Source organism: Streptomyces sp. NPDC056486 (genome assembly GCF_042795295.1).
In the GTDB taxonomy this organism is placed as follows: Bacteria; Actinomycetota; Actinomycetes; order Streptomycetales; family Streptomycetaceae; genus Streptomyces.
Window position 1 is genome coordinate 16,627 of the sequence record NZ_JBHTSF010000057.1, and the last position, 24,801, is coordinate 41,427.

The 24,801-nt window shown below is 67.2% G+C and carries 19 protein-coding genes and 1 pseudogene; 7 read left to right on the forward strand and 13 right to left on the reverse strand.

Annotation, left to right across the window (positions count from 1 at the left end):
• Positions 1 to 32: 32 nt before the first annotated feature.
• The 7 genes from ACFQ7F_RS22765 to eccE all read right to left on the reverse strand — a co-directional run bounded on the left by ACFQ7F_RS22765 (position 33) and on the right by eccE (position 11,494).
• Complete coding sequence (locus ACFQ7F_RS22765) at positions 33 to 1,055, reverse strand: ABC transporter ATP-binding protein (protein WP_383273232.1); 1,023 nt, start codon at positions 1,053 to 1,055, stop codon at positions 33 to 35.
• A gap of 89 nt (positions 1,056 to 1,144) precedes the next feature.
• The gene (locus ACFQ7F_RS22770) at positions 1,145 to 2,104 is read right to left on the reverse strand and encodes an ABC transporter permease (RefSeq protein ID WP_383273186.1); all 960 of its coding nucleotides are present in this window, start codon (positions 2,102 to 2,104) and stop codon (positions 1,145 to 1,147) included.
• A complete protein-coding gene (locus ACFQ7F_RS22775; RefSeq protein ID WP_383273188.1) occupies positions 2,101 to 3,183 on the reverse strand; it encodes an ABC transporter permease in 1,083 nt (360 codons plus the stop codon). Before ACFQ7F_RS22775 ends, ACFQ7F_RS22770 begins: the two co-directional genes overlap by 4 nt.
• 3 nt (positions 3,184 to 3,186) lie before the next feature.
• Complete coding sequence (locus ACFQ7F_RS22780) at positions 3,187 to 5,142, reverse strand: ABC transporter substrate-binding protein (protein ID WP_383273190.1); 1,956 nt, start codon at positions 5,140 to 5,142, stop codon at positions 3,187 to 3,189.
• Between the two features lie 533 nt (positions 5,143 to 5,675).
• Positions 5,676 to 9,101, reverse strand: coding sequence for an SCO5717 family growth-regulating ATPase (locus ACFQ7F_RS22785; RefSeq protein WP_383273192.1), 3,426 nt, complete (start codon positions 9,099 to 9,101; stop codon positions 5,676 to 5,678).
• Positions 9,102 to 9,407: 306 nt separating this feature from the next.
• Positions 9,408 to 10,172, reverse strand: a complete 765-nt coding sequence (locus tag ACFQ7F_RS22790; RefSeq protein ID WP_383273194.1) for a hypothetical protein — start codon at positions 10,170 to 10,172, stop codon at positions 9,408 to 9,410.
• Positions 10,172 to 11,494: a type VII secretion protein EccE gene (gene eccE / locus ACFQ7F_RS22795; protein ID WP_383273196.1), complete on the reverse strand. Its 1,323-nt coding sequence runs from the start codon at positions 11,492 to 11,494 to the stop codon at positions 10,172 to 10,174. The genes ACFQ7F_RS22790 and eccE overlap by 1 nt, the downstream gene beginning before the upstream one ends.
• A gap of 189 nt (positions 11,495 to 11,683) precedes the next feature.
• Between eccE and eccB the strand changes: the two genes are divergently transcribed.
• The 3 genes and pseudogenes from eccB to ACFQ7F_RS22810 all read left to right on the forward strand — a co-directional run.
• Positions 11,684 to 13,216, forward strand: a complete 1,533-nt coding sequence (eccB, locus tag ACFQ7F_RS22800) for a type VII secretion protein EccB (RefSeq protein WP_383273198.1) — start codon at positions 11,684 to 11,686, stop codon at positions 13,214 to 13,216.
• A gap of 75 nt (positions 13,217 to 13,291) precedes the next feature.
• Entirely contained in the window at positions 13,292 to 14,485 is a 1,194-nt protein-coding gene (gene mycP, locus ACFQ7F_RS22805) for a type VII secretion-associated serine protease mycosin (RefSeq protein WP_383273234.1), read from the forward strand.
• Positions 14,486 to 14,635: 150 nt separating this feature from the next.
• Positions 14,636 to 14,726 (forward strand): annotated as a pseudogene (locus ACFQ7F_RS22810) (IS5/IS1182 family transposase); the annotation flags it as partial.
• Between the two features lie 153 nt (positions 14,727 to 14,879).
• On the opposite strand, the gene ACFQ7F_RS22815 reads toward ACFQ7F_RS22810, so the two are convergent.
• From ACFQ7F_RS22815 to ACFQ7F_RS22825, 3 genes are all read right to left on the reverse strand, one after another.
• Positions 14,880 to 15,455, reverse strand: a complete 576-nt coding sequence (locus tag ACFQ7F_RS22815) for a hypothetical protein (protein ID WP_383273200.1) — start codon at positions 15,453 to 15,455, stop codon at positions 14,880 to 14,882.
• Positions 15,456 to 15,592: 137 nt separating this feature from the next.
• Positions 15,593 to 17,890, reverse strand: coding sequence for a hypothetical protein (locus tag ACFQ7F_RS22820; protein ID WP_383273202.1), 2,298 nt, complete (start codon positions 17,888 to 17,890; stop codon positions 15,593 to 15,595).
• Positions 17,891 to 17,900: 10 nt separating this feature from the next.
• The gene (locus tag ACFQ7F_RS22825; protein WP_383273204.1) at positions 17,901 to 18,326 is read right to left on the reverse strand and encodes a hypothetical protein; all 426 of its coding nucleotides are present in this window, start codon (positions 18,324 to 18,326) and stop codon (positions 17,901 to 17,903) included.
• Between the two features lie 1,361 nt (positions 18,327 to 19,687).
• Between ACFQ7F_RS22825 and ACFQ7F_RS22830 the strand changes: the two genes are divergently transcribed.
• The 4 genes from ACFQ7F_RS22830 to ACFQ7F_RS22845 all read left to right on the forward strand — a co-directional run bounded on the left by ACFQ7F_RS22830 (position 19,688) and on the right by ACFQ7F_RS22845 (position 23,781).
• Positions 19,688 to 20,161 carry a hypothetical protein gene (locus ACFQ7F_RS22830; RefSeq protein WP_383273206.1) on the forward strand — a complete coding sequence of 158 codons (474 nt, stop codon included), beginning with the start codon at positions 19,688 to 19,690 and terminating at the stop codon, positions 20,159 to 20,161.
• A gap of 1,600 nt (positions 20,162 to 21,761) precedes the next feature.
• Positions 21,762 to 23,027 carry a S8 family serine peptidase gene (locus tag ACFQ7F_RS22835; RefSeq protein WP_383273208.1) on the forward strand — a complete coding sequence of 422 codons (1,266 nt, stop codon included), beginning with the start codon at positions 21,762 to 21,764 and terminating at the stop codon, positions 23,025 to 23,027.
• 57 nt (positions 23,028 to 23,084) lie between these two features.
• Positions 23,085 to 23,423 (forward strand): WXG100 family type VII secretion target, encoded by a 339-nt coding sequence (locus tag ACFQ7F_RS22840; protein WP_383273210.1) that lies wholly within the window; start codon positions 23,085 to 23,087, stop codon positions 23,421 to 23,423.
• 79 nt (positions 23,424 to 23,502) lie between these two features.
• On the forward strand, positions 23,503 to 23,781 hold the full coding sequence (locus ACFQ7F_RS22845) for a WXG100 family type VII secretion target (protein WP_383273212.1): 279 nt from the start codon (positions 23,503 to 23,505) through the stop codon (positions 23,779 to 23,781).
• Between the two features lie 97 nt (positions 23,782 to 23,878).
• Here ACFQ7F_RS22845 and ACFQ7F_RS22850 read toward each other — a convergent pair whose 3' ends face one another.
• The 3 genes from ACFQ7F_RS22850 to ACFQ7F_RS22860 form a co-directional block, all read right to left on the reverse strand.
• A complete protein-coding gene (locus tag ACFQ7F_RS22850; protein ID WP_383273236.1) occupies positions 23,879 to 24,010 on the reverse strand; it encodes a DUF397 domain-containing protein in 132 nt (43 codons plus the stop codon).
• Complete coding sequence (locus ACFQ7F_RS22855) at positions 23,953 to 24,270, reverse strand: hypothetical protein (protein WP_383273238.1); 318 nt, start codon at positions 24,268 to 24,270, stop codon at positions 23,953 to 23,955. Before ACFQ7F_RS22855 ends, ACFQ7F_RS22850 begins: the two co-directional genes overlap by 58 nt.
• A gap of 172 nt (positions 24,271 to 24,442) precedes the next feature.
• Complete coding sequence (locus ACFQ7F_RS22860; protein WP_383273214.1) at positions 24,443 to 24,745, reverse strand: DUF397 domain-containing protein; 303 nt, start codon at positions 24,743 to 24,745, stop codon at positions 24,443 to 24,445.
• Positions 24,746 to 24,801: the final 56 nt, after the last annotated feature.

Consider the following 24,801-nt stretch of genomic DNA (forward strand, 5'->3'; position numbering starts at 1 on the left):
GGGGCTCGTAGGGCCGGCGGGGCTCGCGGGGCTCACGGAGTCCGCTCCGCCGTCGCCGGTGCCGATGTCGGCTGCGCCGGAAGCTGCGCACCCGCGTGCACACATGCCGCGCGGTGCCGCGGGCCCGCGTCCCGCAGCGCCTGATCCTCCGTGGTGCAGGAGTCAAGGGCGACCTCGCAGCGCGGGTGGAACGTGCAGCCCGTGGGGAGCGCGGAGGGATCGGGCGGGTCGCCGGGCAGGCCGCGCGGCGCGAAGCGGGACGCCGCGTCGCCGATGCGCGGGAAGGCCGCCGAGAGGGCCTTTCCGTACGGGTGCCGGGCGTTCTCGTAGACCTCGGAGGCCGGGCCCTCCTCGACGACGCGGCCCGCGTACATCACCGCGAGCCGGTCACAGGTGTCGGAGAGCACCGCGAGGTCATGGCTGATCATGATCAGGCCCAGGTCCTGCTCGGCCACCAGCTGTTCGATCAGACGCAGGATCTGCGCCTGGATCATCACGTCCAGAGCGGTCGTCGGCTCGTCGGCGATGATCAGGCGCGGATCGCAGGCCAGCGCCATCGCGATCATCACGCGCTGGCGCTGACCGCCCGAAAGCTCGTGCGGATACGCCTGCGCCCGAGCGGCAGGAAGACCCACCTGTTCGAGCAGCTCCCCGGCCTTCTTCTTCGCGCCCGCCGGTGTCGCCTTCTTGTGCAGCAGGATCGGCTCGGTGATCTGGTCCCCGATGCGGTGCACGGCGTTGAGCGAGTGCATCGCGCCCTGGAAGACGATCGACGCGCCCGCCCAGCGGACCGCGCGGACCTGGCCCCACTTCATGGCGAGGACGTCCTCACCGTCGAGCAGGACCTCGCCGCTCACCTTCGTGCCCGCGGGCAGCAGCCGCAGCAGCGCGAGCGCGAGCGTCGACTTGCCGCAGCCGGACTCGCCCGCGACGCCTAGCTTCTGGCCCGCGTCGACCGAGAGGTTCACGCCGCGCACGGCGGCCGCCCCGGACGCGTACGTCACTTCGAGATTTCTCACGTCGAGGAGGCGCTGTTCCGTGCGCTGTCCGGTCACTTCGGTCTCCGTCACCCTGCTCTCCGTCACCCTGCTCTCCGTCACCCTGCTCTCCGTCACCCTGGTCTCCGTCACCTTGTCCGGATCACTCAACGGGAGACCCCCAGCCTGGGGTTGAGCACGGACTCCACGGCGCGCCCGCACAGCGTGAACGCGAGCGCCACGACGGCGATGGCGAGTCCGGGCGGAGCGAGATACCACCAGTCGCCCGCGCTGACCGCGCCCGCCTCGCGCGCGTCCTGGAGCAGTCCGCCCCAGGAGACGCCCGTGGGGTCGCCGAGACCGAGGAAGGCGAGCGTCGCCTCGGTGAGGATGGCGTTGGAGATGACGAGGGTGGTCTGCGCGAGGACGAGCGGCATGACGTTGGGCAGGACGTGCCGGGTCATGATGTGGCCGTGGCCGCCGCCGAGGGCCTGCGCGCGCTCGATGTACGGGCGCGACTCCACCGCCAGCGTCTGGGCGCGGACCAGGCGCGCGGTCGTCGGCCACGTCGTCACGCCGATCGCCAGGATGATCGTCCAGATCGATCCTGACATCACCGCGGCGAGCGCGATGGCGAGCACCAGCGTCGGCATCACCAGGAACCAGTCGGTGACGCGCATGATGACCGTGGAGTACCAGCCCTTGAAGTGCCCCGCGGTGATCCCCACGAGGGTGCCGATGGTCACCGAGAGGACGGCGGCGAGCAGCCCGACCGTCAACGACATCCGTGCGCCGTACACCAGGAGTCCGAGCAGATCTCGCCCGAACTGGTCGGTGCCCAGGGGGAATTCGCCGCTCGGTGACTCCATGGGCTTGCCCGGCGCGTCGGTCACGCTCTGCGCGTCCGAGCCGACCAGGAGCGGCGCGAAGACGGCGATGAGCGTGATCAGGACGAGCGCGGCCAGGCCGAAGAGCCCGGCCCGGTGGGTGCGGTACTCGCGCCAGAAGCGGGCGGCCGAGTGTCGTCTGCGGGCCCGGGCGAGGGCCCGCGCGCTCTTCAGCGGGGTCGGTGGGGGTGGTGGGGTTGGTGGGGTCGGCGGGGTGGTCGGTGCGGATTCGGTCGTCATCGGCCCACCCGGGGATCGAGCAACGGATAGATCACGTCGGCCAGGGTGTTCATCAGGATCACCGCAGCGGAGAAGATGAAGAACAGGCCTTGGACGAGGGGCAGGTCGGGCACGCTGAGCGCGGCGTAGAAGAGCCCGCCGAGCCCCGGCCAGGAGAAGACGGTCTCGACGAGGATCGCGCCCGCCACCACCGTGCCGAGGTTCACGAACATCAGCGTGACGGTGGGCAGCATCGCGTTGGGGACGGCATGGCGACGACGTACGAGATCGTCCCGCAGCCCCTTGGCGCGCGCGGTCGTCAGATAGTCGCTCCCCATCTCGTCGAGGAGGGACGACCGCATCACGAGGAGCGTCTGCGCGTAGCCGACCGCCACCAGGGTGATGACGGGGAGCACCATGTGGTGCGCGACATCGATGATGTACGCGAAGCCCGTCTCGCCCCCCGATTCGAGCCCACCGGTCGGGAAGAGCCCCGGAATGGGACCCACACCCACCGAAAAGGTGATGATGAGAAGAAGCCCGAGCCAGAAGGACGGCACGGAGTAGAGGGTGAGGGCGAGGCCGGTGTGCACGCGGTCCCCGAGCTCTCCGTTGCGCCAGGCCGTGCGGGTGCCGAGCCAGATGCCGATGAGGGTGTAGAGCACGAACGCGGTGCCGGTGAGCAGGAGCGTCGCGGGCAGCGCGTCGGTGATCTTGTCCATCACCGGGGTGTGGAACTGGTACGAGGTGCCGAAGTCGCCGGTCAGCGCTTTGCCGCAGTAGTCGAAGAACTGCGTCATGACCGGCTGGTCGAGGCCGAACTCCTTGCGCATCGCGTCCAGCTGTTCGGCCGATACGCGCTTTCCGCCCGTCATCTGCTTCACCGGGTCACCCGGAATGAGACGGAACAGGAAAAAACTGGTGACGAGGACGGCGAACAGCGAGACGGCGGCGCCGCCCAGCTTGCCCGCCACGTACAGGAGATAGGCGCGGGTGTTACGGGCCCGGGGGCCGCGGGCCGACGGCCCGGCGAATGCCGGATCGTCGGTCGCCGCGGTGCCCTCGGTGTCGAGCAGTGCGGGATTGCTGTCAGCGGTCATGCGTTACTCGCGGTCCTCTGCGGTCGAACGGCGGCGCAGGGCGAACAGGACTCCACCGCCGACGAGCACCACCGCGGCGGCGGCGATACCGATGATGACACCGGTAGAGCTTCCATCCTTGGAGGAACTCTTCCCATCCGCGGGCACTGCTGACCACCAGGACCAGTAACCGTCCTGACCGTAGATGTTGCCCGCGGCCGTCGGCATGGTGGTGATGGACTTGATCTGGTCGGTGCGGTAGGCCTCGACGGCGTTCGGGTACGCGAGAATGTTCATGTACCCGGAGTCGTAGAGCCAGGACTGCATTTCCTTGACGGTCTCCGCGCGCTTGGCCGGGTCGTACTCGGCCAGCTGCTTGTTGTAGAGCTCGTCGTACTTCTTGTCGCAGATGAAGTTGTCCGTCGCGGCGCTCTCCTTGGCCTTCACCGGGAGCGCGTTGCAGGCGTGGATGCCGAGGACGAAGTCGGGGTCGGGGTTGACCGACCAGCCGTCGAACGCGAGGTCGTACTCACCCGCGTACCAGGGCACGGACACGTCATCAAGGCAGTTGACCTTGAGACCGATTCCGAGATCCCCCCACCACTCCTTCAGATACTTCCCCACGGCCTTGTCGTTCGGGTCGGTGGCGTGACAGAGGATGCGGAAGTCGAGCGGCTTCCCGTTCTTGCCGACACGCTTGCCGTCGCTGTTCTTCTTGTAGCCGGCCTCATCGAGGAGTTGGGCGGCCTTCTTGGGGTCGTACGACAGCTTCTGGTCGGCGGACGGCTTCCAGGCATACTCCGTGAAGCGCGGCGGGATGTACCCCTCACCCTCGACGGCCTGCCCCTGGAAGACCTTGTCGACCAGCGCCTCACGGTCCACGGAGAGGAAGAGCGCCTGACGGACCTTCTTGTCCAGGAGGGCCGGATTGCCGTCACCGAACTTCTTGCGGTCGCGGGTCTGGGCACCGGGATTGGTCGCGAGCGCGAAGAAGCGACGCCCGGGGCCGTCATTCACCTTGACGTTCTCCGTGCCCTTGAGCTCGGAGGCCTGCGCCGGAGTGAGGGCGGGCTGGCCGGCCACGAAGGAGACCTCGCCCTTCTTGAGCGCCGCGACGGCCGCGTCCTGGTCCTTGTACGTCTTGAAGATCAGCTCGTCGAACTTGGGCGAGCCGCGCCAGAAGTCCTTGTTGGCTTTCAGTTTCACGTACTGGTCGGTCTTGTAGTCGGTGAGGACGAAGGGTCCGTTGCCCACGATGGGGAAGGACTTGTCGTTGTTGTACTTGCTGATGTCACCGACCTTCTCCCACACGTGCTTCGGGACGATCGGCACGTCGAGGGCGGCCATGGTGGCCTGCGGCTTCTTCAGCTCCACGACCAGCTTGGTGGCGCTGGGGGCGGTCACCTTCTTGAAGTTGGCGACGAAGCCGGAGTTGGCGGTGGCTGTGCCTTCCTTGGACATCAGCTTGTTGAACGTCCAGGCGGCGTCCTCGGCCGTTGCCTTCTTGCCGTCCGACCACTTTGAGTTGTCCCGGATGGTGTACGTCCAGGTCAGCTTGTCCGCGGAAGGCTCCCACTTGGTGGCGAAGCCCGGGATCGCGTGGTTGTCCTTGGCGTCGTAGTTCGTCAGGTACTCGTTCGTGAGACGAATGATGCTGGTGCTGAGCAGCCGCTGGGCGAGGAAGGGGCTGAGGGAGTCGACGCTCTGGGCCACCGCGACGGTGAGGGTCTGCTTGCCGTCAGCCTTGGCCTCGGCCTGATCCGGTGCCGGGTTGAGGGGAGAGGCGAGCCCCGCGGTCAGAGCGAGGGCGCCGGCTCCGGCTGCCAGGAGGAGCCGGAGGCGTGGTGGCGTCTTGGGGGACACGGGGGAGGTGAGCTGAGCCCGTCTCCCTGTCGCTGCCCCTGCCCCTGTCCCTGCCCCTGTGTCTGTCCGTGCGCGTGTCCGTGTCCGTGTTCTGCCGTGCTGATCTTGTGTATCCATGGGTCGGTGACCTCGCGTCATCGCTCGCGCAGAGATGGCTAGTTGATCAAGTAACGCCGGCTGGTTGATGTGTGTGTCTACCAGCGCCAGTCTGCGCCAGTCAACGGCAGGTGAACCCCATGTGGCCTGCGGAAATAACGAGTTGACCCATATTTCATCCGCATTGGTCAAGACCTGTGAAGCGTGGCTGGTCGGGGGGTGATGGTGGGGGGAGGGGCAGGTGGGGGAGTGTGGGTCACCCCTTGCGCGTGTGCCCCGCTTTTCCCTCTGTCCGGCCTGTCGGTTTGGGGGTCGCTGACGCGGCTTTCCCTCCGTCGCGGGTCTCTCCGGTGAGTGCTTTCCCTCGGGCGTGCCTTCTCCCTCCTCCTCCCACCCCCACCCGCTCCGACGCTTGGTTAATGTCGCGGGGTAATCGGGTGGGTGGGCGGGAAAGTCTGTTCGTCAGCGGAGAGCACGGGACGCGCGCCGGAGAAACGGACTGGGCCCGCACCAGAGTTCGGTGCGGGCCCAGTTGAGATCGGCAGGGGCGAAAGCTACTGCTGCGGCGCCTCAGGCGCGGGAGGCTGCGGCTGATACGGGGCACCGGGCTGATACGGCTGCCCAGGCTGAACAGGCGGCGGCGCCTGCTCCCCCTGAGGCGCAGGCGCCTGGAACGGCTGCCCAGGCCCCGGCACCGCAGGCGACTGCGGAGGCGCCGAGTTCTGCCACCCCTGCGGAGCCCCCGGCTGCTGCGGCGGCTGCTGAGGAGCGTACGGCTGCTGCGGCGCCTGCCCGGGGTACGGCCCCTGCCCGGGATACGGCGCCTGCCCGGGATACGGCCCCTGCCCACCGTACGGCTGCTGACCAGGCGCAGGAGCCTGCTGACCAGGAACAGCCCCCTGCCCGGGATAACCCCCCTGCCCCGGCAGCGGCGGAGCCACGACCGGAGGCGGATTCCCGTCGGAGGTCCAAAGCCCCTGCTGCTGCTGAGCCCGCACAAAGTCCTCCGCGACCATCGCGGAGAGATTGAAGTACGCCTCCCGAACCTTCGGCCGCATCATGTCGAGATCAACCTCGGCACCAGCAGCAAGATGCTCATCAAACGGAATGACGACAACACCCCGGCACCGAGTCTCGAAGTGCGACACGATGTCATCAACCTTGATCATCTTGCCGGTCTCGCGCACCCCGGAGATGACGGTGATGGAACGCGACACAAGGTCGGCGTACCCATGCGCGGACAACCAGTCCAACGTCGTGGACGCACTGCTCGCCCCGTCCACGGACGGCGTCGAGATGATGATCAACTGATCGGCGAGATCGAGAACACCCCGCATGGCGCTGTAGAGCAGCCCGGTACCCGAGTCGGTCAGGATGATCGGGTACTGCTTCCCGAGTACGTCGATCGCGCGCCGATAGTCCTCGTCGTTAAACGTGGTCGAGACGGCCGGGTCGACGTCATTGGCGATGATCTCGAGCCCGGACGCGGCCTGCGAGGTGAAGCGCCGGATGTCCATGTACGAGTTGAGGTACGGGATCGCCTGGACGAGGTCACGAATGGTGGCCCCGGTCTCGCGCCGCACCCGGCGCCCGAGCGTGCCCGCGTCGGGGTTGGCGTCGATCGCGAGGATCTTGTCCTGCCGCTCGGTGGCGAGCGTCGACCCGAGCGCGGTGGTGGTCGTGGTCTTCCCGACACCACCCTTGAGGCTGATGACGGCGATGCGATAGCAGGACAGAACCGGAGTCCGGATCAGCTCCAACTTCCGCTGCCGCTCGGCCTCTTCCTTCTTGCCACCGAGCTTGAACCGGGACCCACCGGCCGCAGGCCGACTGCTCTTGGCCTTCGGCTTGTTGTTGCGAAGCAGCCGGTCGGAGGACAGCTCGACGGCGGCGGTGTAACCGAGCGGCGCCCCCGGGTTGGTCCGCTCCCGCTGATCGTGCTGAACGGCCTGCGGCCAGGCGGCACCGGTGCGGGGGTCGATGGGCGGCTGAGGCTGAGCCGGGGGCTGCGCCTGCGGCTGCGGCTGGGGCTGAGCTTGGGGCTGCTGCTGAGCCGGAAACGGCGGCTGCTGAGGCTGCTGTTGCTGCGGCTGTACGGGGGCAGGCGGCTGGGGCATGCCCTGCGGCGCGGGCAGGTTCGGGTTGGCCGGGGCCGGTGGCGTCGGCTGCTGCTGCTGCTGCGCGACGGCGGGCGGGAGCGGCTGCTGGGCCTGGGGCGCGGGCGGCTGAGGGAACCCGTAACTACCCTGCTGGGCGGGGGAGTTGGGGTTCCCCGGAGCGGGAGCACCCTGCTGCGGGAATCCGTACCCACTCGGCGGGACGGGAGCGCCACCCTGCTGCGGGAACCCGTACCCGGCGGGCGGAACAGGCGCTGCGGGCTCCTGCCCCGGAGCCGGAGCGGGAGCCGGAGCGGGAGCCGGAGCGGGAGTGGGAGCAGCGGCCTGCGGGAATCCGTACCCAGTCGGCGGGACCGGAGCGGCACCCTGCTGCGGGAACCCGTACCCGGCGGGCGGAACAGGCGCCTGCGGAGCAGGTGATTGCGGAGCGAGAGCGGGAGCATGCGCACCGGCCTGTGGGAACCCGTACCCACTCGGTGGCGCCGGAGCGTCGGGGACGGGCGCGGGCGCGACCGGTGACGGAGCCACCGGACCGGTGGGCGAGGGCCACGCCGGAGGCGCGATCTGAGGAGTCGGCGGCTTAACGGGCGCAGGCGCGGGAGTGGGCTCCGGCGCGGTTTCAGCCTGCTGCGGCACCGGCGGCTGGACGGGCTCGGCAGCCGGCGTCGGCTCCGCGGGCGGCGGCGTCGAGGCCTGGACGGGCACGGGCCACTGCGGCGCGGACGTAGGCGCGGCAGGCTGGAAGGCGGGCGGCAGCGGCGGAAGCCCACCGTGCGGCGCCGGCGCCGGCGGCGGAGTCCAGGAGGGCGGAACGGAGTCCTGCACTTCGTCGACGGGCGCATCAGGCACGGCGTCCTGAGGAGCGGCATCACGGATTTCACCGGCGGCGTCGGCGGCGTCGGCGGCGACAGCGCCGTCAACATCATCGGAATCGTCGGAGTCCGCACCCTCAAGGTCCGAGGTCTCATCGACAGAGTCGACGCTCACATCGTCAGTGGCAGAAACACCTTCGTCCGAGTCCGTCTCGGACGCGTCGAGGCCGTCGTCGGAGAAGAGGTCGCTATCCGCGACACCAGACGCCTCGGCGACCGAGTCATCCACCTCGTCCGAGGCATCCGCGTCCGTCGCTTCCTCGGCATCGTCCTTGGAAGCTTCCGCGGCGGCCCGCTCCTCGATCTCCCGCTTGAGGGCGACAGAGGAGAACCGCATGGTGGCGCCACTCTCAAGATCGCCACTGCTGTCGGCGACGGGCTCGGCGACGGGCGCGACCGCAGCCGGAGGCGCGTACACAGGCTCCGGTTCGACCTCAGGCACAACCTCAGGCTCAGGCGCAACCTCAGGCTTCGGAACAACACCAGTCACATGCACGGAGGAGGCAACACCAGCAACAGCACCGCTCCAGTCAGCAGCACCGCCCGAAGGCGAACCACCCTCAGGAGCAGCAGGGTCCGGAGAGGCGGAAGCCTCAGGAGGGGAAGCAGGCGCAACCGGCGCAACCGGCGCAGCCCAATCCGCCTGCGGCTGGAACCCGCTCCCTACAGGCAGCTTCGGCACAGCGGTGGGCCGTCCGACCGGCGGAGCCGGAGGCTCAGGAACAACGGGAGGAGCAGCCGGCTCAGCAGAAGCCGCGGGCGGAGGGACAGGTGGAGTGGCAGGCGAGGAGGCAGGCGAAGAGACCGGCGGAGGCGCAGGCGACGCCGAAGGAGTCTCCCCCGCACTGCCGGACGCATTCTGCGTGTACCAGGCGGGCGGGGCGTAGTCGATGGTGAACTCGCCCGTCGTCTCGGCAGCGGACTCCGCGTCGGACTGATCATCGACGGGTGTGTCCCAGCCCCCGCGGATCTCGTCCCGATCGCTGTTCACAATGCCTCCTGATGTGGTCGAGCACCCTCGTGCCGTGGTGGGAGGGCGACCGTTTCTGTCGTCCGATCCGCCATGGCTCTCCCCGTTGGGACGCGAGCCACCCACTCGCGGGTTCTGGCGTCGCGCCCTGTCCCAGGGTAATCACCAAAACCACCAGCATGGCAGGGCAGCCCACCCCACGAATGCTGTCCTTTCCGTCACGCCCCCCATGGGAGTGATCCCCGTATCCGAAACAGTGACGGACAAATCAACCAACAAGCGCCAAATACTCGCTAATTCAATCAGTCGACTGACATTGACCCCCGGTCAATCCATCCTCCGCGCCGTACCCAACAATCCGGTCTCGGCGTCCGTGGCCTGCGTCATCACGTACTGCCGGTCCCGATCGGCACACCACAACGTCACCCCATCGGCAAGAGTCGGCAGCGCCTCGACATCACCGCGCGGCAGTCCCACGAACCGCCCGATCTGAACCGCCTCATCCGGTGAAACCCGCTGCACGCCGACGAGCCGTGCCTGCCGAATCAGCCGAGGCGCGACCGGACTCAGATAAGGCAGCAGAGTCAGCACCGATTGCCAGGGCCCCGAGACCACCCGCCCCCGAGGCGGCCGCATCCCGCAGTCCCGCACCACAAGGACCGGGCTCCCCGCCGACGCACCCTGCGGCGGCACCCGCCCCACGTCATGCACCGACATCCCACTGGGCCCGACGCCGAGGGCTTCAACGAGTTGAGCCCAGGCCGCGGCCCGCCCGGTCTCCACGGCCACCCGAGCTCCCGTCGCGGCGGCCCGCAACGCGATGACCTGTGCCGTCCACAGCCCTCCGATGAGCAGCACGTCGTACGGGGTAGGCCGGTTGAAGCCGAGCACCGAGGGTTGCCCCTGTGCGTCCACGCCGATCACGACGCCGTCGTCACCGATGGGCAGCGCCAGTGCGTCCACCTGCTCGGCGGAGAGCGCGTGGCGACGGTGCCGCGGCCCGAGGAGTCCGAACCCGCTGCGCAGTGCCGTGCGGAACGCGTCGCCCGGAGCGGGCGGCACGGCTGGAGTGGTCGGATTCGTGACGTTCATCAGCGTGTACCCCCGAGCGGCAGAGTGGCGAGCATCCCGGGCAGCTGCTCGCGATCGAGCCGGACCAGCCCTGTGCCGACCTCCCGGGCCCCCCGCTCCAACGCGCGCCGCCCCATCTCCAGCTCGGCATCACTGCGCCCGGTCACCCGCACATGCCCGCACAACGACACTTCCTGCCGTTCGCCGTGGCGCAGGGTGAGGCTGAACGTCGTGGCGAGCGTCGGGACGGCGGTGAGCAGGGCGACGAGCTGCGGCAGTGCCGGGCCGCCCGCGTTCCCCAACTGTGGCCAACGCCGAACCCAGTAGGTCGTGTGGCGGCGGTTGTCGCAGCGCCAGGCGCGTGCGGACTCCTCTGTCCTGCGCTCCGGCTGCTCGGTTCGCCCGGCCTCGGCCGTGACCAGCGGATTGGCGCCCGCCGAAGTGGCGATGGCGGCGGCCAACTGCTCCTCGGTCAGTGCTGTAGCCCGGAAACCGGCCCCTGTCAGCCGACTCGCCAGCTGATCCATGGCCCTCACCACGCACTTCTGAGCCCCGACGAGCCCACCCCCACGCGCCGCCACAGCCTCGGGGCAGAGCTCAGGATCAAGCTTCAGAGCAACCCATGTAATGCGCACGGCGGGTGCCCCGGTCTGGGCCTGCAAGGGCGCGTAGTTACTGACGGCCACGGACTGCTGTGGCAGATGCAGCGCGGGCGCCGGCTGGGTGTGCTGCACGATCTGTGCCGACTCGAGCCGGATCCCGTCAACCTCCAGGGCGTCCCGTACGAGCCCCACAGGAAGCGGTTGCCGCCCGCGCTCGGCCCGCAACGCGGTGGCGTCCGCCTCGACTTGGAGCACAGCGGTCACAAACGTGCCGTCGCCGACCATCCCGACCTGCCGCCGATCCCGGTCTCCGTAGGCGTACGTGCGCAGGGCGGGGTCGCACTCGACGGCCGGTGCGAACGCAGGCTCCGTACCCGGCGGTATCGGAGCACTTGCCGCCCGGCGCTTGCGTGCCCGCAACGCCTGCGCGGTGCCGAGCCATTCGTGCCATGCGCGGCCACGACGGCGTACGACAGCGAGCAGCACCAGCGCAACGGCGACGACAGCGGTCGGCACGACGGCCAGCGGGTCGACCACCCAAGCGGCCAGCAGGATGGCTGCGGCTACCTCGATGAGCACAAGCCGTTGCAGGCGAGACGAACCGAACTGGGCGGAACGCGCCCTGAGATGAAAGGTAACGGCGCCTTGGGGCGGCGAAACGCTGGCCCCAACGGGTGGTGCCTGCCCCTGAGTCCCGGGCCCTGACGGCCTTCGAGCCCCGGCTCGCGCTGCGGAAGCCATCGGTCCAACCCCCCCCGTAAATTCTCCCGAATCACCCTGGTGGTCACGGAACACGTACCCCAGGAGTGCCCGGGAACCTTACCCACCCCACACGCGTGATCACTCAACAGGCATAGTAGGGGCCGGGTCTGACAACGGAGGGTGGGGGTCGTGTGCCCCCGGCGCTGCACGGGGGAGAAACAGACACTCATGGCATCACGGCGGGACGAACTCAACGCCTACACCTTTGCGAAGCGCCGCACGCTGGCGTCATTCATCCAGCCGTCGCCGTCGGGTTCGGAGGAAGGCGCACCACGCCCGCTGAGGGGCGTGATCCCCGGCATCATCGTCGGGGTGATCGTCCTGGCCGGGTTCGGTGCGTGGGGCATGTTCAAACCGGCGGCCAAGCCCGGCTGGGACGAGCCGAAACAACACGTGATCATCGCGAGCAAGTCCACGACGCGATACGTGGTCCTGAAGACGGACGGCAAGCGGCAGCTGCACCCGGTTCTCAACATGGCCTCGGCGAAGCTCCTGCTCGACGCCGACAAGGGCGACGTCATCAACGTCGACGAGTCGGTACTCGACAAGGGCAAGATCCCGCACGGCGCCACCATCGGCATTCCGTACGCCCCCGACCGACTGCCCTCCGAGTCCGAGGCCGGCTCCGCCAAGCGCTGGGCGGTCTGCGAGCGCCCGGCCGAGGGCGACAGAGCGATCCAGAAGGCCGCGTTCATCCTGGCGGAGCGCGAACAGAACAAGACCGAGGGCAGCGAACGGCTGCGCGGCGGTGAACTGTTGTATGTCGTCGGCCCCGACAAGACCCGCTATGTGGTCGACGCGCGGGGAACCGCGTACCGGATCGCGGAAAAGGCCAAACTCGAAGCCCTGCTGCGCACCATCGTGCGCTCCGGCCGTCAACCGCAGCGGGTCTCCAAGGAGTGGCTCGAGACGCTGCATCACGGAGACCCGATCACCTATCCCGAGGTAGAGGGAGTCCCCGGAGCCGCAGCCGACGTGAAGGGTCTCCAGGACCGGGCGGCGAACAGGGTCGGCATGATCCTCAAGGCATCCGACGGGGCAGGGACGCAGCAATACGTAGTCCAGCCCGGCCGCATCTCCCCGGTCTCCGACTTCACCGCGAAACTGCTCCTCAGCAGCGACGACTTGGTCAAGGTCGGCCAGGGCGGCCAAGCCCGCGACCTGAGCATCGGCGCCTTCACACCGGACTCCGAGGAGTTCGGTTCGGGTCGCAGGTGGCCCAGCGAGGAGCCGGTGACCGCCAACGAGGCCTCCGCCGACGCCGGCAAGCGCAACACCGTCTGCAATGTCCTGCGCAAGGTGGACGGCGACGACGGCGACACCACGCTCAGCACATGGGCGGGAACGGACTTCCCCGCCACACTCCCCACCGGCTCGTCGAGCGCGTACGTAACAGCCGGATCAGGCCTGCTCTACCGGCAGTTCACCGGCTCGGAGACCAAGGCGGGCGGCGTCTTCCTGGCCACGGACACAGGCCTGCGCTACGCGATGCAGTCCAACAGCGACAGCGCGACGGACGACGCGGGCATCGGCACCACGGCCAAGCAGCGCAAGGAGCAGCAGGAAGAGGCGCAACAGGCCCAGACCCGCCTGGGCTACGCGAACACGGACGTGACTCCGGTCCCGGCCCCATGGTCCAAGTTCCTCCCCACGGGCCCACGACTCTCGACCTCGGCGGCACGCCAGCCGCAGGGCTCCTAGACCGTAGGGGATCTGACGATGACGTACGCACAGCACTGGCCGCACGTCGCTGCGGCCACGGCGGCAACTCTGACGATGATCGCGACGACAACGGTGCTCGCGGCACCCCCTGCGGCCGCGGCCAGCGACCAGTGCACTTTCGGGGGCAAGAAATACGCGGGCCGCCCCTGGTCGCTGCAGCGGGTCCTCCTGGACGAGTTGTGGCGCCAGTCCACCGGAAAGGGCGTTCGGGTAGCGGTGATCGACACGGGGGTGGACGTCAAGCACCCGCAGCTGAAGAGCGCGGTGGACGTGTCAAAGGGCCGCAACCTGCTCCGCAAGAACCTCAAGGACGACAACGGCAACAAGCTCAAGCGCGGCAACGAGAAGGGCACGACAGACACCGTCGGCCACGGCACGCGCGTGGCGGGCATCATCGCGGCCCGTCCGGCCAAGGGCACTGGCTTCGTGGGCCTGGCTCCCGCCGCGACGCTGATCCCCATCCAGCAGAACGACGCGGAGGGCCACGGCGACACAGAGACGCTCGCCAGGGCAATCGACTACGCGGTCGCAGCGGGGGCGGATGTCATCAACATCTCCCAGGACACGGCCAACGCCGTACAGCCGGCCCCGATCCTGAAAGAGGCGGTGGACAGGGCACTCGCAAGCGAGAGGGTGATCGTGGCCTCCGCAGGCAACGACGGCCTGGGCGGCAACGTCAAGCGCACCTACCCGGCCTCCTACGAGGGCGTATTGGCGGTAGCAGCATCGGACCGCAACAACGAACGGGCCCCGTTCTCCCAGTCAGGCAAGTTCGTGGGCGTGGCTGCCCCGGGTGTGGACATGATCTCCACCGTCCCCATCGGGGGCCACTGCTCGGACAACGGCACAAGCTTCTCGGCCCCGTACGTCGCGGCCGTGGCGGCCTTGATCAAGTCCAAGCACAGCGACTGGACGCCCCGCCAGATCACAGCCCAGATCAAACAAACGGCAGAACGCTCGGTGGCGGGCCACGACCGACTGGTCGGCTGGGGAGTGGTGGACCCGGTCAGAGCCCTGACAGAAGACGACCACCCGATCGAGACCCCGACGGCCGAGGAGGGCATCACCCGAGCGAAGGCCCCAACTCCCGCGGAACTGCACCTCGGCGAGACGACGGAGGAGCGCACGGCTCGGATCGCTACGTACGTGGCTGTGGGGGCGGGGGTTGTGGTGGCGGGGCTTGGTGGGGCGGGGGTGGCTGTGCGGGATGCACGGCGACGGGGGCGGCGGGATCTGCGAGCCAGGTAGGCCGCGGCGCGGATTCGTGTAGGGCCGCATGCCGCGGACTCTTGATCCGGCGGTGCCCGTCTCATTCCCGGACGCCCAGTTCCATGCCGTGCTCCCGCAGCCGATGCCGCGCGCCTGGGCGCACTCGCCTTCGCGTGGTACGCCACCACCATGCAGCCGCGACGCGCCTACCCGAGCGATCTGTCCGACGCCCGCTGGGAGTTGATCGAGCCGACCCTGTCGGCCTGGCGGGCCGAGCGCCGCAACAGGGCCCTGGATTTTGGGTGTCCACCGGAACACGAATTGCGCGAGATCGGCTCGCCGCCTCACCGGTGAGGCCGCCGTCTCCTGGCGTGACCCGGCGAAAGATAACCAACCGCACATTCCGGGATGAAACACCAGGAGAAACGACCTCTCAGTCCTTAACGGAGGCGGGGACGGCCGACGGGATCTGGGGCTTGTTGGTGCAGCCGAATCCGGCGGCCATTACCTTTGCGGAGTGGAGGAGGTGTTGGAGGTGGGTGCGGTGGCTGGGGTCACCAGTGAAGGTGTCGCGTAGGGAACCTTCCAGGGGGACCTCGTTGAGGTGGCCCTTGGGGGCGCCTGGTACGGCGCACCTGACGTACACCTGGTACTCCGTGGCAACGTTGAACTGGGAGTCCGGGCGGTGGACCAGCTTCACATCCGGCCCGGCATCGATCACAGTCCTCTTGTCCCCGTTCGGGAGAGGCCTGTCGAAGGGGAAGTCGAAGGGGAAGGTCGATGCGCCGTAGCGGATCCTCACGAACTCGTCATGGGGAGGCTCTGCGTCCTTGCTCTCCGCTTCGCACATCCCTGAGGCGCCGAAGCTCGGAACACTTTCGATGCCGTTGCCGCCCGGTGGATTCCAGTCGAGAACCTGCTTACGGAAGTAGGCGCGAGCGCTGGTTGTCGAATCAGGTGCGCTGATTTCAAGTCGGCGTCCCTTGGACCGGTCCTTGAGCCACTGCATGCCCTCTTGGCCCAGGAGTCTCGTACAGGCATCCTTCGCTGACGGGGCTCGGTCTTTCTTCTCGCCTCCGTCGTCACAGCCTCCGACAGCGAGAAGTGCACACGCCAGACCGAGGGCAGCAAGGCGAGAGTTCCGCATCATTCGATCCTCACGTTATCGGTGTCCACCTTGGCGGCACCGGCAGCGTACATGGCATGCATATCAGGCTCGTGATCACGCCAAGCATCACCCGTGATCCCGTTGGATTCCGCGTAGTTGATGAGAGGGGCCATCGCGTTGCTTTGACCGACCTCCTGTGCGTCCTCGATGCTCTCGATGGCCTCCTGGTCGTTGCTGTACTCCTTGGCCTCAAGCCAGTCGATGGTGCTGGTCGCCCATGCCGTCTCCGCCGCCCCACCGCCGGCCTCGAAAGCAAGCGGTACGGCGATCACGGCAGCGGCACCTACGGGGACGATAGTGGCTGCTCCCACGCCCGCTGCCGTACCGATCGCGGCACTCGCGGCGAACTTGCGCCACTCCGCCTGCTTCTCCAGCTCCTTGTTGCGCGCCGTCTCGTCGTCGGCGAAATCCTTGCCGATGGCCTCCGTCCGGGACTCGTCGAGCATGCCGTGCACAAGCAGGCTGTATTTTCCTGCGTCCATTGCCGCATCGTGGTCGTTGCCTTGCGCCGCCATAAGGCTGGCACCGTAGACCTGTTGGGCACCGGAGACCGTTGCGTAGGAATCCGGGTCCGAGCCCAAGGCCCGAAGGAAGCCTGTGGATTCGGAAGACCCGAAATCGACTAGGTGCTTCTTGTCGGCGTTGAGCAATTCGTCGACTCCGGCCACGCCCCGGCTACCCCCGAAGTCGCTTACCGAGTAGGTGAGGCTGTCGACATGCCCCGCTGCCATCCGCGTCAAGCTGTCCCGCACCCCCGGCTGCCCGTCGATCAGCTCCGCACTCTTGTAGTGGTCGACGACCTTGTCCATCACATCGGTCCGCTCGATCCGCGCCGCGACATCGGCCTCGGTTTTCAGCGGAGGAACCTCGGGCGTTTTGTCGTCGTATGGATACCCGAGCGTCGCCGACTCCAACGCATGCCCCAGGCTCGCGTACCCAACCGGCTTGCCCTCTCCGTCCTGCGGCCACTTGCGTACTTCGATCGGCTCACCGTCAGCGTTCTTCTGCTCCGCACCAGTCAGGTAAGCGAAGTTGTCGAGCTTTTCCAGGCCCTTGGTGTCCGTGGAGCCGTTGAAGAACTCCGCGGATGCCTGCGGGTTGTGCGCCAGGCCCTGCAGGAAGCCGGCCACCGGGTCGTTCCCCTTGCCCGAGGGCGGGTAGTCCAGCTGCGTGTCGTCGCTCCACAGCAAGTCGGGGTTTCCTAGGGTCTCGTCCTTCCCCTTCTCACGCTCGAACTTGATCAGTTCGCTGCCGTAGCTATTGAGGAAGCCGGAATCGAACTTGCCCTTCTGCATCAGGCTGCTCGCCACCTGGAAACCGTACGGCCCTTCTAGACCCTGCCGGATCGGGAACTGCTTGTCCCCGGCTGCGACGATGTCGCGCTTCCACTGGTCCATGCCATCGGTGTCGACGTGGGTGGCATTGGCGAGGGACATGCTCATGTTGTCCTGGACATGGGCCAGCATCTTTGCCCGGTCGCCCTCGATGTCGGTGCCCGCCGGAGCGGCCAGGTCACGCCAGAACTGGAGGGTGCCCTCGCCGCCAAGGGATGTGGCGAGTGCGGCGGTGAACTGCTCGTTGTCGCGTTGGTTGCGCAGGGCCTCGTTGAAGCGTGCGAGTTTGGCGTCGCTCCAGTCCCCGACGTTCCCTTCCTTGATCTTCTTCGCCCAGTACTCGGCTTCCTTCTTGCCCTGCTGCCTGTCCGCCGCTTCGAGGTCCTTGGGCCCGCCGGTCCTGAAGTCGTTCTTGTTCTTCGCGATGTCGCGCAGGGCCTTGGCCGCGATTCGGTCGGTCTCCGTGGCCTCCCACAGGATGCGCGAGACGCGCTCGGCTGCCGCGTCCAGTTCTTCCTGGGTGGGGGCGAGTGATTTGCCTTTCGTGATCGCCGGCGGGGCTGCAGCCGAGGTTGCCGTACCGTCGTCCGCGACGTAGATGTGCCGCTTCTCCGCGTCGGCAAGGGCCGCCTTGAGATCACTGCGGTGCTTGGCGAAGTCGTGGTGCGTGTCGCGCAGCAGCCCCAGGATGGTCTTGGCCTCGGCAGCCGCGTGGCTGAACTCTTTCGCGGTGTTGTCGACGAATTCGCGGGTCACGGTGGCAGTGGCGCCACTCCAAACGGCGCCGTTCGCCGCCTGGGCAAGTCCCCCGGCGGTGATGCCCCCGCCCTCGCCCTTGCCGGCGGCCAGGCGCTGGAGCTTTCCCACCATCGCCTCCCAGTCGGAGACGGCCTCTTGCAGCCTGCCGAGACGCAGCTGCGTCAGATCCTCTACGGTCAGCACCTGTTTCTCCTCACGTCAAGTAGCTGGAAATGACGGAGGCCTTGAGCGACGTCTCGATATCGACGTCGTCCTTCGCGTGCTGCGAGCGGGCGAAGTCGAGCCCGTTGGAGATGTGCGCGCAGGCCTCCTTGAGGACCTTGGTCTTGCTGTTCCACGCATCGTGTAGCTCGGTGAGTGCGGAGCCGGTGTCCAGGCCGTCGTTGAAGAGCTCGATGGAGGCGTCGAACGTGCTCTGGCGGGCGTGGTCGCTGTCCACACGGAAGCGTTCCCGCAGGTCGTAGGCCATGTTGCCGAGTTTTCCGAGCTCGTTGTCGCGGACGACGAGGTCCTTGTCTCCTCCACCCCCGCCTTCTGCGGGCAGACCGTTCAGCTGCATCCCGCTGGACCGACGCGCTGCGGCCTCCGCGTTCAACTGCTCCCATTCGGTCCAGGCCATCTGAGATTCCCCCGTCAGTAGAGATCGGCCGGACACGTCCGGACCGTAAAACCTTATGGATCATGGAGAGTTGCTTGCAAGGGCTAACGGTGACGAGATGGCCAAGCCCCGTCGGCCACTGAAGCTCCCTGGGGCCACGGGTCAGGTGATCCGCCTGCGGCGGCAGGCTACGGCGACGGTGGCCCCTGCAGCGAGGAGGATCGCGGCGCCGAGGCCGGCCAATGTAGGCCATGATGGTCGGTCCTCTGTGGCTTCGGCTGTGGGGACGTGCGCGGCGGCCTGGTCGTCCATGCTGTCGGGCTGCTGCTCGTTGGGTGGCCGTAGTCGATGTGGTCGCTTCGTGCATTGACCCAGGGCCGGGTAGTTGACGTATTTCTGCTGATGACAAGGGGGTTGAGTGGGTTCTTGGACTGCCGTAGGTGGCTGGTCCGGTCGTGGTGATGAGTCCGTGTGCGGCCCGTCGAGTCGTCGGTACATCGTGCTGAGGGTGATGTCGCCGAGTGGCGGGCGAGGTCGTGGGTGTGCCAGTGGCGGTTGGGGTCGGCGTGAAGGAGGTCCAGGACGTGCTGTCGGCATCGGTCGGTGGGTGGGCTGTGACGATCGTCGTGGGAGATGGGGGTAGGTCGGCCTCGGATTCCAGGATGGTGACGCCACCGTGGGCCGAGTGGGTCGGTTCTTGATCTGGTCGTGCTGGACTCGAGGTCATCCGCGGTCTTCGCTGCCTTGGTCCAAGGGCCGCCGCTGTGCTTGGGGCGTGCCAGTTCCACTGCTCCCGCTGTTGGGTGTGCCACCTTCGCTTCCGTCGGCCTGAAACTCGTTGAGCTGCATGTGAGCTGTGTGGCGCTCGGCCGCACCGGCCTTGAGTTGCTCCTACTCGTCCCACGCCATGCGCGGTCTACTTCCTTCGTGCTCCGTCTGAGCGTCACCACCTAGCGTGTGTCAGTGCCACTGGCTCACCTGAACTCTCAAGAGAGTAACGACAGTTGTGCCTGGAGAATCTGAGTAGGTGTACTCATACGGGTTGAGTAGGGGACATGTCGTTCCGTGGGGGCAGAGGTGGCAGCGTGTGTGCTGTGGCCAGCGTCAGGGCGCTGAGATCAGCTGGTTGGCTTGGTCACCACGGATCCGTAGGCGATCAGGTACTGCTGGTAGCGGCTACCTCGGAGGGGAGTTGCGCCTCGTCGCAGGGTGGGGACCTGTAGGGGCCCCTGCTGATGGCTGCTTCTCAACCGGTCTGCTGTATAGAACAGTTGGTAGTCACAGCGAGTGTGACTAGAGTGACGCGGGTGCGATAAGTGACCACCGAGCCACCGCGATCGCGATCCGGTCGGGGCAGGCAGGTAACGGGGAGGGTAGGCATCGTGCTTGCTACAGAGGGGCGCGGGGGTACGGCGCCGTCATCGGACGCCGACCTCAAGCGCGGGCTAGAGGCGCTGAAGACCTTTCGTCGGCGCGTCAACACGCTACTCACGGAGTTCGAGGGTTCGGCTGGTGGTTCGAGCGAGGTCGGGGGGTACAAGCTCACCCGGGGTTCCTTCAGCGGTGAGGGCAGCACGTTTCCCGCCGCCGATGGCCTGCACTCGCAGTACAACCAGGTTCACGAGCGGCTGACCTCGCTCTCCAAGATGCTCGGTGACCAGATCGACGCCATGAGCATCGCGGTGCATGGCGCGGACGTCGGCTTCGACAACCTTGACGAGGATCTGAGGCAGCGCTTCTGGGCGATCCAGACCAGGGTCGACCGTGACGAGGCTTCCGCTCAGCGCGAGAAGAACGGCATGCCAGATTCGCCTCGTAGCAATGGCGACGACAGCTCTGACTCCGGGTGGCGTTAGTGAGCTTCGAAGGTCACCACCTCAACGACATGATCGACCTGGTCGAACAAGCGAATCCCGCCGACTTGGAGAGCGCGGGGGAGGCGCTCAAGGAGGCACGCAACGCGATTACCGTGGCCGCCACGGAACTCGGGCAGCACATTGATCGAGTGGACTGGGAAGGGGCGTCGGGGGAGGCGTTCCGCAAGTGGGGCAAGAGGCTTGTCAAGGACACGCATCAGCTCTCCGACTTCGCCGACACTGCCAGCGTCCAAATTGCCTCGGCCGGTGCTGGGCTGGCGTCTGTCCGTAGCTCCATGCCGCCCCGGGACCAGCGTGCCGACCCGAAGATGGTCGAGGACATCCCGACCCCCAAGAGGGTCGACGGCAATGCGGAGTACGAAGCTGCGGCCAAGGCGGAGACTCATCGGCAAGAGGCGATCAACCAGATGAATCGGTTGTCGTCGTTCTACCAGGTGTCGCAGCATTCGATGGCTGGGCAGGAGCCGCCTACGTTCTCGGCTATGCCGAATGTGGGGGTACCGAGGCCTTCGAGGAGGGACAACCTCGGTGCGGGGCAGGATGCGGCCGGTTCCGCCCCGGTAGCTGGCGATGCTCAGGTAGAGCCTCGCCGCTCTGTCGACGCTCCGACGGCAAGCCACGCTCGACCGCATGCCCCCTCGTCGCTCCCCATTGGCGAACCTGGCCCGACTACCGCTCCGGAGTCGATCGTTCCCCACCGGCCTATCGGTACTGAGATTGACAGCGTCGGCACCTTGCCGCCGCAAACCGTGAGCCCGACGCCTGGTTCGCCGCCTTCGGGGCCTAGTCCGACAGGTGCTGGTGGGGAGTTTGTTCCTCCCTTCGCGGGTGGCCCTCGGAACCCTGCGATCAGTGGCCCTGCGGCGCGTACATCAGTTCCTGCCGGAGGTCCGAAAGCTCCGCTACCGGCTCAGGGCCGAACCATGGGCCCAAGCGGATCAACCGTGGGACCGGGACGTGGCCAGCCTGGCCCGATTGGGCGTACAGGCCCGACGGCCCAAGGGAGAACCATCGGTGGTCCGACGGCCACCGGGCAGCCGCCTGTGGGGCGTGCTGTAACTGGAGGAACACCACGATCCAGCGGTGTGACGGGCCCGCGTTCTGGCATTCCAGGGACTGGCGGGGGGCGCGCCAATGGCGTTGTCGGGGGACGCCCGGCCCCAGGTCCGGTGCCAGGGTCCGCGAGTTCGCGGGTACCGCGCGGGCCGGTCATCGGCGCAGAGGGCACTGGAGGTTCGAGAGCCCCAGGCGGAGGCGCCAATCAGCACGGGGTAGTGGGAGCGACACCCCACGGCACCACTGGTGGTGGGCGGTTGCCGAGCCGTTCCACCAGCAACGCTGATGGCGTTGTCGGGACCCCCAAGAGGGGGCCAGCCGGGGGTGGCCAAGGAGGCGGGTTCACCACAGGTGGCACAGGCTTGGTGCGTGGCCCTGGAGGGAATGGGCAACGCCCTGTTCAGACCGAGGATGAGAGCACACAACGGCGCCATCTGGTCGAGGACGAAGAAACACATGTACCCAGTAGCCGGCGGCTTGTGCCGCCGGTAATCGACTGATCGCGAGCGAGGACGTGCAGGGCATGAAGCCAGAGTTCGGCTGGCATGGCGGATGGGGCGCGCCGTTTTCCGTGCCTATACGGAGACTTGTCACTTTCGTGGGCTCGGCAGTCGGCGTATTGGCCCTCGCGTCAGTCGGTATGGCTCCGAGTGCAGTTGCCGACGATGTTCAGTCGAGACAGTGGTACTTGGACGCCATGGGCGCCGATGACTTGTGGAAAGTCAGCACTGGCAAGGGAATCAGCGTCGCGGTTATCGACACGGGTGTCTCGGAGACCCCTTCTTTGACGGGTCGGGTGCAGCCGGGCAAAGACGTGACGGGCCTGCCTGGTGGGTCGCTGGATGACTACGACGGACATGGAACCACGATGGCAGAACTGATCGTGGGATCCGGCCGTGGCGGAGGCATCAAGGGGCTGGCGCCCGGTGCTGAGGTTGTGTCAGTTCGTACCGGCCTGGGAAGCAAATTTGACAAGAAGGAAGACCGAAGCGCCGAGGCAATCCGAGCAGCGGCAGATAGTGACGTTCAGATCATCAGCATGTCCTTCGGTGGTGACTTCATGTACCCAGATGAGAAAGAGGCGGTGAAGTATGCAGCCTCGAAGGGGAAATTGATGTTCGCCGGCGTCGGAAACGATGGAGAGAAGAAGAGCTTCATCGGGTATCCCGCTGCGTATCCATCTGTCGCCGGGGTCTCCGCCGCCGACAAGTCAGGGAAGGTCGCTAAGTTCTCTGAACGCGGCGACTACGTGGATCTGGCGGCACCGGGCCTGAATCTCCCGGAGTGGTGCGATGAGACGTTCCGCTCGTACTGCGATGGCAAGGGCGGCACGAGTGCCGCAACTGCCATCGCCTCCGCCTCCGCTGCCTTGGTCTGGTCCAAGCATCCTAGCTGGACGGCCAACCAGGTCCTCCGCGTCCTCATCGACACCGCGGGCCGCGACTGGCCAAAGGGCGATCCGAGTGTCTACCTCGGATACGGACTGGTCCGGCCGGCTCCCAACTTGCTTGAGGGCAAGGGGGGACCGGGCCCTGCGGACGTCAACCCCCTCACCAACGAGAAGACCCCTGGTGTCGGTCCCGGCAAGGAAGCTTCCCCCTCTGCCCCCGCATCAACTTCATCGCAGCCCCAGAAGGGGCCCGCAGACGAAGATGCCGCAGCAGCGGCCTCAAGCACTAAGTCCGCAGATGGCCAAGGCCAGTTGTGGTTGATCCTCGGTTCCACCGCTGTGGTCGTGGTGTTCGGCGGTGGCGCCCTCGCGGCGGTGCGTGCCCGGCGCAGAGCCTGAACGCGACGCCGTTTCACCCGGTACACACCAGTAGAAGTTCAAGAAGGGAGCCCAGCCGTGGCTGAAGGCCAGAAGTTGAACAGCGATCAAGTGGCGCTTCTGAAAAAAGAGATTGTGGGCAAGTACGAATCGGTCCAGCAGCAGCTAAAGCGCCTCCAGGGAACCCTCGACACGATGGAGGTCAACTGGCGCGGCGTCGGAGCTACCGCATTCAACAAGAAGCAGATTGAGATCAACGAACGAATGCAGGCGATCGGGCGAATCCTGGTGGATTTCCTCGAAAATATCAGCGGCAACGAGAAGCTCACGGACGGACTCGAAGACCAAGTCCGGTCGACGATCGACAGCATCGACGTGCAGTACGGCGGCAAGCAGTCGGCCATCAACAGCTACTGAAGCACCGCGGTCCCTGGGGGCGAATCCCCCGCAACCACTGAGAGACGGGGTAGGCATGGTAAACGTCCACTATGGCGAGATGGCGGTCAAATATGGTGGCCTTGATGCCATCACGACCGAACTCGGCAACCAGGCAAAGCAGTTGGAAGCCGACCTGGCTGATATCAAGCGGGCGGTGGCGAAGGTGGCCGAGGGGTGGGAGGGCAAGGCCCACGAGGCGTACGTCCTGCAGCAGAAGGAGTGGGACAAAAACGTCGAGGCCATCCATCGGGCTCTTGTCGACATCGGCCAGAAAGTCGGCCAGGCCGGCGGTGACTACCGCGGCGGTGACCTGAAGGGCGCCAGCTACTTCCAGTGAGCATGAGAAGCAGCGCAGAACGTCGGGGTGGGCACGCGCGGGAGGTGTCCACCTCGTTCTGTTGTGGTGGGGCCGTCTCCCGAGCTCCGGGCTTGCTCTAGTGCGACGACTGTGCCAGGGCCTCGGTGAACTGCCTCCACGCCTCGCGCCCCACCGTCGCCCACGGCCGTGCTACGTCCTTGGAGTCGCGGACGACGACGCGATGTCCGTTCTCGGCCACCTCGCACAGTTGTTGCCGGAGGCCTCGGAATAGCTCGACTTCAGCCACTTCAACTCGACGCCACCCCCACCCGCGTCGGCTGGGACGCCTCCGTCCTCGACCCGCTCCGCCCCGTCGCCGAAGCCCGCCACCGCACCCGCGTGTGAGTGCAACAGCATTGGCGACTCACCGAGTTGGCCGACCCGGTTGAACTGGCCGTCGCGGAGCTGTGCACCAATGCGGTACGCCATGGAGGTGGGCTCGCGGGACTTGAGCTGATTCTTGCTCACGATGTGAGCCGCGTGTGCCGCACGCCCTGCGCGCGTCACCAACCCAGCTCGCCGCGAACGCCGAACTCGTGCCCACCGCCGGTCCCGGTGGCGCGCGATTCCCTCAGTATGACGCGTGGAATCCTCACACACGCCGATTGCGGACCGCGATAGCCACCGGAACGGCGCGCGCCTATTCCGCCGAGACCCCGCCATTACGCGGCGAAGGCTCCAGATCGAACTCCCCGTCCCGCGCACCCAGTACAAAGGCGCGCCACTCCGCCTCGGTGTATCGCAGCACCGTCTCGGGGTCGAGCGATGACCGCATGGCTACGGCGCCGTCGGGCAGATACGCGATCTCGACCCGCTCCTCGTGCGCCTCGGTGCCGGGAGCGCTGTGCCACTCCACGCCGGAGATGTCGAGGGCGTAGAGCTCGTCCTTCTCGCGTTCCTTGCGTGCCTTCTCCTGCGCTTCCGTTGCCTCTGCCTCGGTCATGGCGGCACGGTCCCTTCACAACGTACGAACGAGCTGTGTGCCCACACTACTGGGGG

Coding starts and splice junctions, on each gene's coding strand:
- eccB (WP_383273198.1), top strand. CDS start 11,684: ATGGCATCACGGCGGGACGAACTCAACGCCTACACCTTTGCGAAGCGC.
- ACFQ7F_RS22815 (WP_383273200.1), bottom strand. CDS start 15,455: ATGCAGTGGCTCAAGGACCGGTCCAAGGGACGCCGACTTGAAATCAGC.
- ACFQ7F_RS22780 (WP_383273190.1), bottom strand. CDS start 5,142: ATGGATACACAAGATCAGCACGGCAGAACACGGACACGGACACGCGCA.
- ACFQ7F_RS22770 (WP_383273186.1), bottom strand. CDS start 2,104: ATGACGACCGAATCCGCACCGACCACCCCGCCGACCCCACCAACCCCA.
- ACFQ7F_RS22825 (WP_383273204.1), bottom strand. CDS start 18,326: ATGGCCTGGACCGAATGGGAGCAGTTGAACGCGGAGGCCGCAGCGCGT.
- ACFQ7F_RS22845 (WP_383273212.1), top strand. CDS start 23,503: ATGGCGGTCAAATATGGTGGCCTTGATGCCATCACGACCGAACTCGGC.
- ACFQ7F_RS22835 (WP_383273208.1), top strand. CDS start 21,762: ATGAAGCCAGAGTTCGGCTGGCATGGCGGATGGGGCGCGCCGTTTTCC.
- eccE (WP_383273196.1), bottom strand. CDS start 11,494: ATGGCTTCCGCAGCGCGAGCCGGGGCTCGAAGGCCGTCAGGGCCCGGG.
- mycP (WP_383273234.1), top strand. CDS start 13,292: ATGATCGCGACGACAACGGTGCTCGCGGCACCCCCTGCGGCCGCGGCC.
- ACFQ7F_RS22775 (WP_383273188.1), bottom strand. CDS start 3,183: ATGACCGCTGACAGCAATCCCGCACTGCTCGACACCGAGGGCACCGCG.
- ACFQ7F_RS22860 (WP_383273214.1), bottom strand. CDS start 24,745: ATGACCGAGGCAGAGGCAACGGAAGCGCAGGAGAAGGCACGCAAGGAA.
- ACFQ7F_RS22790 (WP_383273194.1), bottom strand. CDS start 10,172: ATGAACGTCACGAATCCGACCACTCCAGCCGTGCCGCCCGCTCCGGGC.